Consider the following 14,208-nt stretch of genomic DNA (forward strand, 5'->3'; position numbering starts at 1 on the left):
TGTTTCGTACGAATCGCCTCGGAGGGCACGTCCTGTGCCCCCTCGGCTTGGGGCGACGTCCTGTCGCCCCATCCGTACTACACGACGGCCGGTCGGAAATACGGGCTCGAACGGGCTCCGTCGGAACGACCTCTCCGAGGAGACTTTGACGTGATTTTAGATATGTCTCAAGGAGTGTCCTGAAGTGTTAGAATCGTGGCATGACAGGGCTTCGAGAAGAAGCTTCAGAAAGGGGATCTTAGCATGATAGGAGATCTGTTGGTCCGGGGCGGAACGGTCTGGACCGTGACGGACGGCGTAAAGGATAACTGTGACGTCCTGGTTTCTAAGGGGCGGATCGCTCGAGTCTCTCCGGACATAGACGCTCCCGAAGGGGCCGATGTACTGGAGGCCCGGGGCAGAATAGTCACTCCCGGACTGATAGACTGCCACTGCCATCTTGGCCTGTGGAAGGAGGGATATCCGCTGGAGGAGGCGGGCGGCAACGAGAAGACCGACTCCCTTACCCCTCACCTTAGGGCCCTGGACGGATTCGATCCGGAGGACACGTCCTTTCTGGACGCCAGAAGGGCGGGCATAACCACCGTGCAGATCCTTCCGGGCAGCGCCAACGTGGTGGGAGGGGTCGGGACGGTCCTGAAGACCTGGGGTGGTTACGCCGACGAGATGGTGAGGCTTCATCCGTCGGGTATGAAGGCCGCCTTCGGCGAGAACCCCAAGAACCTTCACAAAGACAGAGGCGGTATGCCCACCACCAGGATGGCTGTAGCTGCCATGCTCCGATCCGCACTGGTCGACGGGCTGAACTACGGCAGGAAGCTGGATAAGGATCCCGATTTTCCGAGGGATCTCCGCCTCGAGGGATTGCTGTCGGTGATTCGAAGGGAGGTCCCCCTCAGGATCCATGCCCACAGGGCGGACGATATAATGTCCGCCGTCAGGGTGGCCGAGGAGTTCGACCTGGACTATTCCATAGAGCACTGCACCGAGGGACACAAGGTGGCCTCGGTCCTCGGAGAGAAGAGGGTGATGGCGGCCTTCGGACCCTTCATGATATTCAAGTCGAAGCTCGAACTTAAGGACTGCGCCGCATCCAACGTGGTCTCCCTTCATAGGGCGGGGGCCCATGTCTCCCTAATAACCGACTATCCCATGATTCCGGTCAGCTGCCTGATGGTACAGGCCGCACAGATCGTCAGAGAGGGACTGTCCAAAGAGGAGGTCTTCCGTTTCGTGACTATGAATCCGGCTGAGCATATCGGTCTGGCCGACGAGCTGGGGTCCATAGAGGAGGGCAAGATAGGCGACCTGGTGATGTGGGACGGCGATCCCTTCGACGGAACCCGTTCCCCCGACGTAACCATCATAGACGGAGAGGTCGTGTTCCGGAAAGATGGCCGCTAAGAGCAGATCCCGTCAGGCCGTCGATGCTTCCTGGGTCGGCCTTACGGTGGACTGTGTTCTCACGGTAGGCAAGATATCGGCCGGAATTCTGGGAAACAGCGCCGCCATGGTCGCAGACGGAGCCCATTCCCTTTCCGACGTGGTCACCGACGTCGTGGCCATACTGGGCTTTCGGATGGTGGCGCAGCCGGCGGACTCGTCCCATCGCTACGGCCACGGCAAGTTCGAGACCCTGTGTTCCGCCTTCGTAGGGGTGGCCCTGATAGGGGCCGGACTGGGGATCCTGTGGGGCGCCGGTTGCCGCATCGCCGAGGCCTTCGACGGGGTGATGCCGGAGGCCCCGGGCGAGATAGCCCTATGGGCGGCTGGGCTTTCTGTGATCGTGAAGGAGATACTGTATCGGTACACCGTGGCGGTAGCCCTGCGTCTGGACAGCCCGGCCCTGAAGGCCAACGCCTGGCATCACAGGTCCGACGCCCTGTCGTCCGTGGGAGCCTTCCTCGGAATAGGCGGTGCCATGGCCCTTGGAGGATGGGGAAGGCTCCTGGATCCCGTGGCAGGTGTGGCGGTTAGCCTGATAGTCGTCAAGGTGGGGCTCTCCATAGCCTACGACGCGATCAACGAGCTGACCGAGGCCGCCCTTCCGGAGGATGTCTCCCGGGATATCGTGCTCTGCGGAGAGTCCGTCCCGGGAGTCAGAGACCTCCACCGCCTCAGGACCAGGAGGGTCGGAGCCGTCGTAGCCATGGATTTTCACCTGTTGGTGGATCCTGATATAACGATCAGAGAGGGCCACGACATCGCCACTGCGGTGGAGGACGCCATAAGGGAGAGAATGGGCCGGGACACGATGATATCGGTCCACGTGGAACCCGACGACGGTTAGGATCATCGATTGTAGCCCTATCTCTTGACGATGGAAACCCGACACCTCTTTATGACGTGGTCCGGCAGGGCGGCAATCCTGGCGGCGTCGGCCTCGCTGACCACTATGTCCACGTTCTGAGGGATCTTTACCCTGAGGGGTTTGATCGTTATCGGACTGTCCGAGACCCTGGGCTGTCCCTTGGCCCAGTTCATATTGCTCTGATAGTCGCAGAGCCCCGAGGCCAGAAAGCGCTCCATGTCCACCAGGTCGAATCCGTACACCTCCTTGTCCGACGGCGACAGTATCCTGAATGTCACGGAGGGGATCAAAGGCAGGTTTCGGCAGTCCAGCACCAGACCGGTCCCTCCGCTTCTGACCTTGGGGCGGGGCTGGGGCTTGGGGGCCTTCTTCTGTCTCTTCTCCTCCGCCGCCTTCTCCTGTATCACCGGCAGGGCTGCGGTCCGTATCTCCTTCAGAGAGACCCTTCCCGTAACGGTGTATATCTCGCCGTCCCATTCCGAGTCGGTGACCGCAACGTTCTTTATGAACCCTGTCACGGAGGATACGACCCTGTCGTCGGCCATGAAGTTCTCCATGGTGGTCTCGGAACTTATCCTGACTCCCTTCACGAACTCGAGCATGTTTCTCTGAAGGTCCACAACCGCGCCCCTCTTGGCGAGGAGCTTGCCCTGGGCCGACCCTTCCTTGCCGGTAGGGGCCACGGCCTGTCCGATGGCCTCCACGTAGTCTCCGCTCCAGTCAAGCGTCGCGTTTTGCCCCTGTTGAACTATCGGTTCCTGTGCCGCCGCTGCCGACGCTATGGCGGCTAGGACCATGGCGACCAGCATAACTTTTCTGATCATGACAGATACCTCCCTTTTTCTTATCGTTCTCGATTTTCTCCGATGCCTCTCATTATAAGTGTAGACTCGTCTGAAGATAGAGGCAAGTATGTCTTTTTCTCCTTGCCCTTTTTTCGCTCTGTGATATGCTGAAAGAAAACCGTTTTTTCCACGGGAGGTGGTTTCATGGCCAGAACATGGGAACGTCCGTTTTCGGTGATCCTGGTCGCCTTTATCCTCTCTCTGACGTGCACCTCCTTCGTCCATGCGGCCCTTCCCAAAAACGGGAGGGTCGCCGTGGTCTTAAGGGGAAGTGGAGGACTGGGAAAGGCCGATCTTACCGCGGCTGGAGCGGCGGTGATAAGGGAGCTGGTCCGTCGAGGGTACCCTGTGGTGGACAAGGACCGTCTGGAGGCGCTGGAGCACAGCGAGGCGGCGAGGCTGGCCCTGGAGGGAGACGTGGAGGCCATCATGGCTCTGGCGAGAAAGTACGGGGTCAGCTATTACGTCAGAGGTACTGCCGAGGGACATAAGCCTGTGTTGAACGAGTTCGGCCTGTACACCGGCACGGTAACCATATCACTACAGGCCTATAGGGCCAGGGACGGCAAATATCTCTTCTCCGACAGCATAGTGGGAAAGGAGGTCGGCTATACCGCTCAGGAGGCGTCCTCCAAGGCGCTCATAGCGGCTTCCGGAAGGATGGCCGCCGCTCTCGGAGACGGAGAGCCTGTCACGGAGGTCAAGCCGGAGGTAAGGGGAAAACGTTTTTCCCTTTTCGTCTCGGGATTGGCAGGCCTGGTGGATGCCGAGTCGTTCAGACAGGATCTGGAAAAGATCCCCGGAGTGCTATCGGCCTCCCTGGGATCGGGGATCGGGACGGCGGCCTTCACGGTGGAGTACGCCGGAGACGTCGGATCTCTGGCGGACGGATTGGTATCGTCATTTCAAGGACTGGTGGTGGATTCCAAGACCCCCGGTTCCCTGAGGTTGCGTTTCGAGTGAGGAACAGGAGGGATTCCAATGAGCAGAATATCTGTCTTGGCTTTGGCCGTAGCGTCGTTTTTTTCCCTGGCAGTCTCGGCTTTCGGAGAGGTCCAGCTTTTCGTCACCAAGAACACCGTCAGGCTGTACGATCCTGGTCTGGAAGAGCACTCGGTGTTGAACGATTTTTCCGTGGCGGGCTGGAAGACCCACAACGATCTAGCGGTAGTCTGGAGCGATAGGGAGGTTCTGGCCTACGATATAAAGACCCATCAGTGGATACCGCTGGACGGTTTTTCCGCTACCTCCTCCCTCCTGACCGACGGTTTCGCGGTGGTCTGGCAATCAAGAGGCGTCGCGGTGTTCGACTCGTCCAAGCCAGGCTGGGTGGTCGGTCCGCCTACCCAGAACTCCATCAGGACCGCCCTTTTGTCGAGAAAGATGGCCTTGGCTATGACGAGCAATGAGTTCATGGTCTACGACTCGGTGCTGGGCAACTGGCAGACCGCCGCCATGGACAACGCCGAGGCCGTCTTCGACGGAACTCTCGGCGACAACCTGGCGGTATGCTGGGATTCGCAGGAGGTATGCGTCTACGACATGACCATGCACCGTTGGGATGTCCGACCGATTCAGGGAGTCCAGGTCGCTGTGGTCCTGGATAGGGAGGTTCGGGTCGTAACGGCCTATAAGATCCATACCTACGATGCCATGAAGCATCGTTGGTTCGAGAGGGACCGCTAGAGTATGAGGTTTTTCCTCCATATCGTCTCGGTAGCCGTTGCGGTTGGACTGTTGTTCGGAACGGCTGCCTTTTCCGCCCCTATGACAGTGGCGATAGGGGATTTCAACGCGAGGGGAGCCAGCTACTCCGTAGGTCAATCAGTGGTGGAGATGCTTTACTCCAGACTGGCCGGTAACAGGGCCTTTCGATTGGTTGAGAGGGGCCAGCTTGATCAGGTGGCCAGGCAGCAGAGAATAACCATGTCCGGAATGGTGAGCCAGGAGAGCGCGGTCGAGATCGGTCGAATCGTAGGGGCCAAGTACTACGTACAGGGGGCCGTGAGCCACTTTGGGGTGCTTACCATATTGACGGCCAGGCTGATGGACGTCGAGCGCCGAACGGTCGTGGCGGCCTATCAATCCATGACCGACGAGGGAGAAAAGGGCGTAAACCTGGCGGTTCGCACCCTCGCCGCCGACGTGTTGTCCTCCCTTACGGGACCGGCCCCTACCGGAAGCGCTATGGACGACTACAGGAGCTATCTGTACGAGGCGATGGCTTTCTACAACCAGGGGGATTACGGTCGATCCATAAGGTACTGGGACAAGATGGTGGAGATGAGTCCCAAGAATCCGACGCTGCGTTTTATAGTGGCGGCGATGTACTACAGCCGGGAGAGATTTAGAGACGCAGAACTGTCGGCTAAGGAGGCGGTGGTTTTCGATCCCGGTTTCGCCGAGGCCTGGTTGTTGGCGGGGAAGAGCCTCTTCATGAGGGGAAAAGACTACGAGGCCACCGATTATCTGGAGAAGGCGGTAGACCTCCGGCCGGAATTGGCCGAGCCCTATTTTCTCATAGGTCAGGCCTACAAGAACAGAGGCCGCTTGGAGGATGCCATGGAGTATTTTTCCCTCGCCATAAGCAAGGACCCGGGTTACCAGGGGGCCTACGTCGCCATGGGGCAGATGTTGCTCGAGGCGGCCCAGCTGGACCTGGCCCGCAAGGTCTTGGCCAGGGCGGTGGAGCTGGACGGTACCGATCCAGGAGCCCGTTTCCTACTGGGGACTGCCATGGCTCTTGACGGAGACGACGAGGGAGCCCGAGGCCAGTTGGAGACTCTGAGGGTTCTGGATCGGGGGTTGGCGGAAAAGTTGGAGGAACTTTTGAGATGAGTGGGTATGGAGAGGGGAGATCATTATGAAGAGGCTTTTTTCGGTAGTTTTGATCCTGTTATCGGTGCTGTTCGTTGCAGGTTGCGCCTTCGGCTGAAGCGGAGGAGGAGGCTCCTCCGGTGGAGGAGAGGGCGGGTCCTCCCGTTCGTCCGTTGCTACGAAGAAAGTCATGGCGGCTGCGGTGCAGTACCTCGAGGACGGCGACTGCGGCCGTTTCATGGCTGTCGCGAAGAGGGACCTTGACGGTATGGACGAGGCCGAGAAGGGAGGCGTGATGTACCTCATGTGCCGCTGTTACTTCAAGGACGGCGACTACGATAAGGGCAAGGCCCTCATAATGGACATACTGAAGACCCGTTACGATGCGGTGACCGATCTGTTAGGAGACAGGGAGAAGGTCCGTACCCTGGCCGCCGCCCTTTTCGCCGGAGAGGCCGGCAAGAGGGGAAAGGCCGAGGACGTTAAGGAGGTTCAGGCGGCCGTGGATAAAGATTCCACACTGGATCGTCTGTTGGTGAGGGATTCCGAGGGAACCCTGGTCAGCAGGACCAAGCTTTCCTACGTCCTGCGGTTTCACGAGGCCCAGGCCTACAAGAACAGCGACAGGGCCGAGCAGGCACTGTCCATACTCAAGGAACTTTCGTTCTCCTCCGGCAAGATCATGGTCGACGGGAAGATCGAGGGTCTCAGGGAGGCGGTGGACAGTATGACCGCCGAGATCACCGCCACCGCGATGGTCTGGTTTAAGAGGCTCTTCGTCTAGTGAGATGGAGAGCTACGGCGGCGGCCTTTATAGCGGCCGTCGCCATAACGTCTCCCGCTTTTGCCGAGTTCGCCATGGCGGTGGCGGATTTCGACACGAACGGGGTTCCTTTCCATCTCGGAGCCGCCGTCAGCGACATTGTGAGAAACGAGCTTTCCACCTTGCCGGAGATAACCATGGTGGTGGTGGATCGAAACCACATCGTCAAGGCAGCGGGGGAACAGAAGATAGGCATGTCCGGCCTGGTGGCCCCGGAAACGGCGGCGAAGGTAGGCAGGATCGTCGGTGCCAGGTACGTCCTTGTGGGGTCGGTCAACTCGCTCGGAGGGGAGATATCGCTGGATTCCAGACTGGTGGATGTCGAGTCCGGCGAGGTTATAGAGAGCTTTTCCGCCTCCTCCGACGCAGGTCAGGAAGGCCTGCCAGAGGCGGCTTCTTATCTGGCCGAGGATATAAAGATCGTCCTGACCGGCTCTTGACCGGTTAAGCCCTATTTTAGAGGGAGGTGGTTTTAATGAAAAGGTGCCTTTTGCCCTTTGTATTGTTCGCCCTGATTTTAGTGGTTGCCCCGGCCCTCGAGGCGGTGACAATAACCACGTCCGGCGGGGGCGGTGCCTCCGTCAGCCGTCCAGCCACTGGGGGTGGCGCCGCTCCCAAGGCGTCCGATAAGGGTACGAATGGTCCCGCTTTGCTGGACCTTCCGGCGGCGGAGAAGAACCGTCTGGCCGATGCAGCCGAGCTGGCAAGGCTAACCGGTCTTCAGGCCAAGGATGCCCTCAATCAGCTCGTCGATCTTGATGGACGGAACGTCTCGGGGGCGGAGATTCGAGCCAAACTCATCTATGCCCAGGAGTGCATGGAGTCCATGGAGAAGGCGGGCAAGAAGCTGGAGGATTCGGCTAAGCTCGTCATGATGACCTGGGAGGGCCGCTTCGGGCCGGAGGATCGTTTGGCCGCCATGGAGGAGTTTCTGGGAGCGATGCCCGCTCTGGCATGGCAGGGAGTTTCGCCTCAGGGAATGGTGAACCAGGAGTTGGGAAAAATAGGCAGAGGAATGGAGCAGGCCTTCAGCGACGCTATGAGTAAGCTCCAGGCTGGAGGTCGGGCCATAAGCAACTTCGCCTCTAAGGTGGGAGGGGCTATCAAGAGCGGCGTCGGCAAGGTCACCGGAGCCGTCGGCTACGCCCATCACCAGATAGGCAAAGTGGTGGGGCAGAAGAACTGGGCTACTATAATGGCCGGAACTAAGTTCACCGCTACGATCGTAGGAGTAGGGGTAGGTCTAGTTGTGGCCGCTCCAGCGACAACCGCCGGAGCTCTCGGTGCTGTAGCGATCTACACGGTAGGCAACGTAGGAGCGGCGGTCTCCTTCGCCAACGATATGGCGACGATAAAAGGCGGCTCCGGAGCGTCGGGACTCGACCAGGGACTGACCAGGATAAACCAGGGGACCGCCGTCATAGGCATAGTCACCTCCGGGAGCGGTCCCGAGGTCGTGGTGAACGTCATAGGCGTTACAGGCAACGAGATTATAGGGACAACCGACATAGGCCATATGACCCCGGAGGAACTCGCCGGTTATCTGGATGAAGACGAGAGAAAGGATTTTCTAGAACAGCTAGGCGCCAAGCCGACCTATCACGAGCCCACCGATACAGGAGGGGGCGGAGGTGAAGGTGAAGGCGGAGGTAGCGGTGGAGGTGGTGGAGATTGCGGTCGCCACTGACCTTTATAAAGCGGGAGGGGTCAATATCCTTCCGCTTATCCTTTGACTAGACGGATATCCATGTTTTTTTACGTGGGTATCTCTCCTTGCGGATATTCGGGTATTCAGGTATTCTTTTTCCGAAATAGTGGGAGGAGATCCGATGAACGGTATCTTTCAGGTTTCGGAGGCGATCTCCCTGGCCCTTCACGGTATGGGTATCCTCGCTCTGGCGGGAAAGCGTATGAGGATAAGGGAGATGGCCAAGGCGGTCGAGGCGTCCGAAGCCCATATGGCGAAGGTCTTTCAGAGGCTGGTAAGGGCTGGTTTGGTCGGGTCTGTCCGCGGTCCCGCCGGAGGGTTCGAGTTATTGAAAAAGCCTTCGGAGATATCGCTATACGTCGTCTATCGTGCCATAGAGGGGGATCTAAGGCCTAAAAGTTGTGTCCTGGGGCTCAGCAGATGTCCCTTCAGGGAATGTATGTTCGGGGACTTCCCCAACAGGGTCTACGAGGAGTTCACCGATCACCTGAAATCCAGGAGCCTGGGGGAGCTGGTTGGATTTGAAGACGAAACGTCCGGGAGGGGTTGGATAGATGGAAGCCAAGGTAATGCGCAGGATAATAACCATAGACAAGGATAAGTGCGACGGCTGCGGGCTTTGCGCCGAGGCCTGCCATGAGGGAGCCATAAGGATGATCGACGGCAAGGCCGAACTGGTCAGCGAGAGCTACTGCGACGGCCTTGGAGACTGCATAGGCGAGTGCCCCAGAGGGGCGATAACCTTCGAGGAGCGAGAGGCCTCTCCCTACGACGAGGAGGCAGTCGAGAGGAATGTGGCCTCGACCTGTTCCTCCGGATGCCCGGGGACGATGGCTCGATCCATGGGGGGAGATGCCGCCGATATAAAAGAGCACCCTCTCGGAAACTCGGAGGGAGCGGTAAGGAGGGAATCGGCCCTACGAAACTGGCCGGTGCAGCTCAAGTTGGTACCGGAGAACGCGCCCTACCTGTCTGGTTCCCATCTGGTGATAGCCGCCGATTGTAGCGCTCTGGCCCATCCTGACTTTCACCGTTCCTTTCTGGGGGACGGGAAGGTATGCCTCATGGGCTGTCCCAAGCTGGATGACGCCGGGGCGTACAGGGACAAGCTCGCCAGGATCATGGCGGCCCATAGTCCCAAGGCCGTGACGGTTATCCATATGGAGGTTCCATGCTGCGGCGGCATGGTGAGGCTGGTCGAGTCGGCCATAGAGGAGGCCAAGGCGGACCTGGACTACACAAGGATCAAGATCGCCATAGAGGGAGGAGAGCTGGAGCGGGAGAGCACCCGCTACAGATTCTCCCGTTGACGGAAGGAGGAAATCCCTATGTCGTACGAAAGCTACGGAGGAGATAAAGGTCCTTTTCGCATGGAGGATCTGGTCAAGGTTCAGGACGGTTCGGTGGTGAGCCGAACCGTGATAGATAGACCGGAGGGGACCGTGACGGCCTTTGCTTTCGACGGAGGGCAGGCTCTCAGCGAGCACTCCGCTCCCTACGATGCCTTGGTGCAGATGATCCAGGGAGCGATGGAGATAAAGGTCGGAGGCGTTCCCCACAGTGTGAAGGCAGGGGAATGGCTTATGATGCCGGCCGACGTTCCCCACTCGGTGGAAGCGATGGAGCCGTCGATAATGGTGTTGACGATGGTCAGAGGATGAAGCGATTCCCCTTAAAGGGTTTCTTGACATGCGGTTCCCATAGGGTATAATTTCGGATCGTACAATCGAACTCTTATCGAGAGAGGCGGAGGGACTGGCCCGATGAAGCCCGGCAACCTGCCCGTAAGGGCATGAGGTGCCAACACCAGCGACCGACAGGTCGAGTGATAAGAGGAAGGACACCTAAGGACTAAGGCGGGACCCTTCCTCTACGGACGGGTCCCGTTTTTTTCGGCCCGGAATACTATACCCTGTGGAGGTATCATTGCATGAGCGAAAAACTTTTAATCTCTTCCGAGTCAGTCACCGAAGGCCATCCCGACAAGGTGGCGGACCAGATATCTGACGGAATACTGGACGCTATCCTTTCGGAGGATCCCATGGGGAGGGTCGCCTGCGAGACCCTGGTGACCACCGGTCTGGTCCAGGTGGCAGGAGAGATAACCACCAGCACCTACGTGGACATTCCCAGGATAGCCAGGGAGATAGTTAAGGAGATAGGCTATACCAGGGCCAAGTACGGTTTCGACGGCGAGACCTGTGCAGTTTTGACCGCCATAGACGAACAGTCCGCCGATATAGCCATGGGAGTGGACAGGGCCCTGGAGCTTCGCGAGGGAGACATGACGGAGGAGCAGATCAACGGCATAGGAGCCGGAGATCAGGGCATGATGATAGGCTACGCCAGCGACGAGACCGACGAGTTCCTGCCCATGCCCTTCGCCCTGGCTCAAAGGTTATCCAGAAGGCTCTCCAAGGTGAGGAAGGACGGCACCATCGACTACCTCCGTCCCGACGGCAAGACCCAGGTCACACTGGAATACGACGGGGACAGGGCGGTGAGGGTGGACACAGTCGTTGTGTCGGCCCAGCATAGCCCGGACGTCTCCCTCAGGGATATCCGAGAGGATCTCACCGAGAAGGTCATAGATCCGATCCTTCCCAGAGAACTCCTCAAGGGAGATATGCGCATCCTGGTCAACCCGACGGGGCGTTTCGTCAAGGGCGGCCCCATGGCCGACTCGGGACTGACTGGACGTAAGATCATCGTGGATACCTACGGCGGCATGGTGCCCCACGGCGGAGGGGCTTTCTCCGGAAAGGACCCGACCAAGGTGGATCGCTCCGGAGCCTACATGGCCAGGTACGCAGCCAAGAACGTCGTAGCGGCCGGATTGGCCTCCAAGTGCCAGATACAGGTGGCCTATGCCATAGGGGTGGCCCATCCTGTGTCGATTTTCGTGGAGACCTTCGGTACCGGAAAGGTCTCGAACGACATCCTGGTGTCTTTGGTTCGAAAGTATTTCGACTTCCGTCCCGCCGCCATGATAAGGGACCTGGAGCTCAGAAAGCCTCAGTACCGTCGACTGGCCGCCTACGGCCATATGGGGCGTATCGATCTTACCCCCGTTCCCGCCTGGGAGAGGCTGGATCGGGCGGCGGCCCTCAAGACCGACGCCGGGGTTCAGTAAAAAATGTCAGAAGGAGCCGGGGGCGATCCCGGCTCCTTCTCTATCTATCCAAGAAACGCCAGCAGCAGCCCTCCTGCCAGTACCGAGCCTATCTGTCCCGACACGTTGGCCCCTACCGCCTGCATCAGTATGAAGTTGCCCTTCTGAGATTCCGCCGCCATCTGCTGAACCGTTCTGGCCGACATTGGGAAGGCCGAGATCCCGGCGGCGCCGATCATGGGGTTTATTTTGTCTTTCAGGAAGAGGTTCAGCCCCTTAGCGGAGAGCACTCCCACCGCTGTATCCAGCACGAAGGCCAGGAAGCCCATGGCCAGTATCAGCAGGGTCTGAGGCTGTATGAACCTCTCTCCCGTCATGGATGCCGATATCCCCAGTCCCAGAAGGATAGTGACTATGTTCGCCAGCTCGTTCTGGGCCCCCTTGGCCAGGCGGTCGACCACGCCGCTCTCTCTCAGCAGGTTTCCGAACATCAGAAAGCCGATCAATGCCGCCGAGGGAGGGGCTATCATCCCAGCCACGATGGTTACCGCTATGGGAAAGATTATCTTCTTCGCTTTCGAAACTTTCTTTGCCGAGTACGTCATGGGAAGCCGTCTCTCCTCCTCGCTGGTGAGGAGCTTTATAACCGGAGGCTGTATCACCGGCACCATGGCCATGTAGGAATAGGCTGCCACCGAGATGGGCCCCAGCAGATGGGGCGCGAATCGGGCGGATACGTATATTGAAGTGGGGCCGTCGGCGGCCCCGATTATCCCTATGGAAGCGGCCTCCTTGAGGTCGAAGCCTATGAGGAGGGCCAGTCCCATGGTGAGGAAGATGCCCGCCTGGGCGCTCAATCCGAAGAGGAAGGTCACGGGGTTCTGAAACAGCGGGGTGAAGTCTATCATGGCCCCTACGGCTATGAATATCAGTAAAGGGAACAGCTCGGTGGCTATGCCCATGTCGAAGAGCAGGCTGAGGGCGCCGTGCTGTATCTGCCCTCCCGCTACGTGGGTGATGGCGGAGGAAAGAGGTATGTTCACCAATATGGTGCCGAACCCCATGGGAAGCAGCAGGTTGGGCTCGTACTTTTTGACCACGGCGAGATAGATCAGTATAAGTCCTACTGCCATCATGATGGCCTGTTGCGGTGTGAACTGGCTCAATGATTGAAAGATGGTTTCCATATCGTAGCCTCCCGTTTTTTACCTTGATTATATAACAGGACGGCCCGAAGGGATCCGTTCAAGTATACAGGGGAGAGTTTCTTGACCCGATGGAACATTCTTACTATACTAAGATCGGTTTGAATACCATTATTCATGAGGCGCCGATGGAAAATCGGCAAGGGGAAAGAATATCCTAAAGGAGGTTGTGTAATGCGCAAATTTTTAACAGCGTTAATGGTCGTCGGCGTTTTGGTAATGTCCGTGGCGGGTGCCGCATCCGCCAAGACCTTCGTTTCTCTGGCGACCGGTGGAACCGGTGGAACCTATTACCCCGTTGGGGGTGGACTGGCCGACCTTATCTCTCGCCATCTGCCGGACGTGCAAATGACGGGAGAGACGGGCAATGCGTCTGTGGCCAACCTTAATCTCATCGGAACCCACGAGATAGAGATGGCCTTCGTTCAGAACGACGTGGCCTATTGGGCCTATAACGGAGAGCGTATGTTCAAGACTCCTTACAAGAACATCCGTCTCGTGGCCTCCCTCTATCCCGAGCACATCCAGTGCATAACCCTCAAAGGCTCCGGTGTCAAGGACATAATGGATATCAAGGGCAAGAGGGTCTCCGTGGGAGCCCCCGGTTCGGGAGTCCAGGGTGACGTCTCCGCCATTCTTCAGGTGGCCGGAATCAAGTATGCCGACATGAACACCGATTTCCTCGATTTCAACAACACCACCCAGCGCTTCAAGGACGGACAGCTGGACGTCGGTTTCGTGACAGCCGGTTATCCCACCTCGTCCATCATGGACCTGGCCACTCTCCACGACATCGATCTCGTCTCTTTCAGCGACGAGTTCATGGCGGAGCTGACCGAAACCTTTAGCTATTTCGTCAAGAGCTCCATTCCCGCCGGCACCTATAACGGCGTTGACCACGATACCCCCACCCCCGCCGTCATGGCCATGTGGGTCTGCGATGCCGATCTTCCCGAGGATCTTATCTACAGGATCACCAAGACCTTCTGGGAGAATGTCGAGGAGATGCATAAGGTCCACTCCAAGTGCAAGCTCTTTACCCTCGATACCGCCACCGCCGGCGCCTCCGTTCCGGTCCATCCCGGAGCTGCCAAGTTCTACAAGGAAGCGGGAATTCCCGTTCCGGATCTCAAGTAACATATCTCGATCCATAATTCGTCGATAGAGAAGGCGGGGCCCGTAGCTACGGGCCCCGCCTTTTTATGGGCATCTCTAAAAACTACGTCCGGGTCTCCTCGTAGAGGTCGTCCCGCCTGCGCCCTGTCTCGCCCGAGCGTCTTTTCGACCTGCCTGTTTCGTACGGACCGCCTCGGAGGGCACGTCCTGTGCCCCTCGGCTTGGGGCGACGTCCTGTCGCCCCATTCGTACTACACGACAGCAGGTCGAA

At 58.5% G+C, this 14,208-nt stretch carries 15 protein-coding genes and 1 riboswitch; of the genes, 13 read left to right on the plus strand and 2 right to left on the minus strand.

From position 1 onward, the window contains the following. Positions 1 to 243: 243 nt before the first annotated feature. Together DPEP_RS05765 and DPEP_RS05770 are read left to right on the plus strand one after the other, a co-directional pair. Positions 244 to 1,404 carry an amidohydrolase gene (locus tag DPEP_RS05765; RefSeq protein WP_040382433.1) on the plus strand — a complete coding sequence of 387 codons (1,161 nt, stop codon included), beginning with the start codon at positions 244 to 246 and terminating at the stop codon, positions 1,402 to 1,404. Further along, positions 1,394 to 2,290, plus strand: a complete 897-nt coding sequence (locus tag DPEP_RS05770) for a cation diffusion facilitator family transporter (protein WP_005660386.1) — start codon at positions 1,394 to 1,396, stop codon at positions 2,288 to 2,290. Before DPEP_RS05765 ends, DPEP_RS05770 begins: the two co-directional genes overlap by 11 nt. Before the next feature lie 17 nt (positions 2,291 to 2,307). Here the strand turns inward: DPEP_RS05770 and DPEP_RS12785 are convergent, their stop codons facing one another. Continuing rightward, positions 2,308 to 3,135 carry a hypothetical protein gene (locus DPEP_RS12785; protein ID WP_005660387.1) on the minus strand — a complete coding sequence of 276 codons (828 nt, stop codon included), beginning with the start codon at positions 3,133 to 3,135 and terminating at the stop codon, positions 2,308 to 2,310. Positions 3,136 to 3,300: 165 nt separating this feature from the next. Here DPEP_RS12785 and DPEP_RS05780 point away from each other — a divergent pair, with 165 nt between their 5' ends. The 10 genes from DPEP_RS05780 (at position 3,301) to metK (ending at position 11,637) form a co-directional block, all read left to right on the plus strand. Next, entirely contained in the window at positions 3,301 to 4,119 is an 819-nt protein-coding gene (locus tag DPEP_RS05780) for a hypothetical protein (RefSeq protein ID WP_005660389.1), read from the plus strand. Between the two features lie 18 nt (positions 4,120 to 4,137). Further along, positions 4,138 to 4,842, plus strand: coding sequence for a hypothetical protein (locus DPEP_RS05785; protein ID WP_005660391.1), 705 nt, complete (start codon positions 4,138 to 4,140; stop codon positions 4,840 to 4,842). A gap of 3 nt (positions 4,843 to 4,845) precedes the next feature. Beyond that, the gene (locus DPEP_RS05790) at positions 4,846 to 5,994 is read left to right on the plus strand and encodes a tetratricopeptide repeat protein (protein ID WP_005660393.1); all 1,149 of its coding nucleotides are present in this window, start codon (positions 4,846 to 4,848) and stop codon (positions 5,992 to 5,994) included. Between the two features lie 169 nt (positions 5,995 to 6,163). Then, complete coding sequence (locus tag DPEP_RS05795) at positions 6,164 to 6,757, plus strand: hypothetical protein (RefSeq protein WP_040382436.1); 594 nt, start codon at positions 6,164 to 6,166, stop codon at positions 6,755 to 6,757. Then, on the plus strand, positions 6,757 to 7,236 hold the full coding sequence (locus DPEP_RS05800; protein WP_005660397.1) for a CsgG/HfaB family protein: 480 nt from the start codon (positions 6,757 to 6,759) through the stop codon (positions 7,234 to 7,236). The genes DPEP_RS05795 and DPEP_RS05800 overlap by 1 nt, the downstream gene beginning before the upstream one ends. 35 nt (positions 7,237 to 7,271) lie before the next feature. Next, on the plus strand, positions 7,272 to 8,483 hold the full coding sequence (locus DPEP_RS05805) for a hypothetical protein (RefSeq protein WP_005660398.1): 1,212 nt from the start codon (positions 7,272 to 7,274) through the stop codon (positions 8,481 to 8,483). A 142-nt stretch (positions 8,484 to 8,625) separates the two neighbouring features. Then, a complete protein-coding gene (locus DPEP_RS05810) occupies positions 8,626 to 9,105 on the plus strand; it encodes an RrF2 family transcriptional regulator (protein ID WP_005660402.1) in 480 nt (159 codons plus the stop codon). After that, a complete protein-coding gene (locus tag DPEP_RS05815; RefSeq protein ID WP_005660405.1) occupies positions 9,059 to 9,814 on the plus strand; it encodes a 4Fe-4S binding protein in 756 nt (251 codons plus the stop codon). The genes DPEP_RS05810 and DPEP_RS05815 overlap by 47 nt, the downstream gene beginning before the upstream one ends. An 18-nt stretch (positions 9,815 to 9,832) precedes the next feature. Next, on the plus strand, positions 9,833 to 10,165 hold the full coding sequence (locus tag DPEP_RS05820; RefSeq protein ID WP_005660407.1) for a cupin domain-containing protein: 333 nt from the start codon (positions 9,833 to 9,835) through the stop codon (positions 10,163 to 10,165). A gap of 70 nt (positions 10,166 to 10,235) precedes the next feature. Continuing rightward, a riboswitch (SAM riboswitch) is annotated at positions 10,236 to 10,339 on the plus strand. Positions 10,340 to 10,434: 95 nt separating this feature from the next. After that, positions 10,435 to 11,637, plus strand: coding sequence for a methionine adenosyltransferase (metK, locus tag DPEP_RS05825; RefSeq protein ID WP_005660409.1), 1,203 nt, complete (start codon positions 10,435 to 10,437; stop codon positions 11,635 to 11,637). Positions 11,638 to 11,681: 44 nt separating this feature from the next. On the opposite strand, the gene DPEP_RS05830 is transcribed toward metK, so the two are convergent. After that, positions 11,682 to 12,803, minus strand: a complete 1,122-nt coding sequence (locus DPEP_RS05830; protein WP_005660411.1) for a sodium ion-translocating decarboxylase subunit beta — start codon at positions 12,801 to 12,803, stop codon at positions 11,682 to 11,684. Between the two features lie 192 nt (positions 12,804 to 12,995). On the opposite strand from DPEP_RS05830, the gene DPEP_RS05835 reads away from it, so the two are divergent. Beyond that, complete coding sequence (locus tag DPEP_RS05835) at positions 12,996 to 13,958, plus strand: TAXI family TRAP transporter solute-binding subunit (RefSeq protein WP_005660413.1); 963 nt, start codon at positions 12,996 to 12,998, stop codon at positions 13,956 to 13,958. Positions 13,959 to 14,208 lie beyond the last annotated feature (250 nt).

The sequence above is a fragment of the Dethiosulfovibrio peptidovorans DSM 11002 genome (assembly GCF_000172975.1).
GTDB lineage: Bacteria > Synergistota > Synergistia > Synergistales > Dethiosulfovibrionaceae > Dethiosulfovibrio > Dethiosulfovibrio peptidovorans.

What these genes read in the sequence shown, in the direction of transcription:
- DPEP_RS05810 (WP_005660402.1), top strand. Translation starts at nt 8,626, where the DNA reads ATGAACGGTATCTTTCAGGTTTCGGAGGCGATCTCCCTGGCCCTTCAC.
- DPEP_RS05790 (WP_005660393.1), top strand. Translation starts at nt 4,846, where the DNA reads ATGAGGTTTTTCCTCCATATCGTCTCGGTAGCCGTTGCGGTTGGACTG.
- DPEP_RS05770 (WP_005660386.1), top strand. Translation starts at nt 1,394, where the DNA reads ATGGCCGCTAAGAGCAGATCCCGTCAGGCCGTCGATGCTTCCTGGGTC.
- DPEP_RS05785 (WP_005660391.1), top strand. Translation starts at nt 4,138, where the DNA reads ATGAGCAGAATATCTGTCTTGGCTTTGGCCGTAGCGTCGTTTTTTTCC.
- DPEP_RS05765 (WP_040382433.1), top strand. Translation starts at nt 244, where the DNA reads ATGATAGGAGATCTGTTGGTCCGGGGCGGAACGGTCTGGACCGTGACG.
- DPEP_RS05835 (WP_005660413.1), top strand. Translation starts at nt 12,996, where the DNA reads ATGCGCAAATTTTTAACAGCGTTAATGGTCGTCGGCGTTTTGGTAATG.
- DPEP_RS05815 (WP_005660405.1), top strand. Translation starts at nt 9,059, where the DNA reads ATGGAAGCCAAGGTAATGCGCAGGATAATAACCATAGACAAGGATAAG.
- DPEP_RS05805 (WP_005660398.1), top strand. Translation starts at nt 7,272, where the DNA reads ATGAAAAGGTGCCTTTTGCCCTTTGTATTGTTCGCCCTGATTTTAGTG.
- DPEP_RS05780 (WP_005660389.1), top strand. Translation starts at nt 3,301, where the DNA reads ATGGCCAGAACATGGGAACGTCCGTTTTCGGTGATCCTGGTCGCCTTT.
- DPEP_RS05820 (WP_005660407.1), top strand. Translation starts at nt 9,833, where the DNA reads ATGTCGTACGAAAGCTACGGAGGAGATAAAGGTCCTTTTCGCATGGAG.
- metK (WP_005660409.1), top strand. Translation starts at nt 10,435, where the DNA reads ATGAGCGAAAAACTTTTAATCTCTTCCGAGTCAGTCACCGAAGGCCAT.
- DPEP_RS05795 (WP_040382436.1), top strand. Translation starts at nt 6,164, where the DNA reads ATGGCGGCTGCGGTGCAGTACCTCGAGGACGGCGACTGCGGCCGTTTC.
- DPEP_RS12785 (WP_005660387.1), bottom strand. Translation starts at nt 3,135, where the DNA reads ATGATCAGAAAAGTTATGCTGGTCGCCATGGTCCTAGCCGCCATAGCG.
- DPEP_RS05830 (WP_005660411.1), bottom strand. Translation starts at nt 12,803, where the DNA reads ATGGAAACCATCTTTCAATCATTGAGCCAGTTCACACCGCAACAGGCC.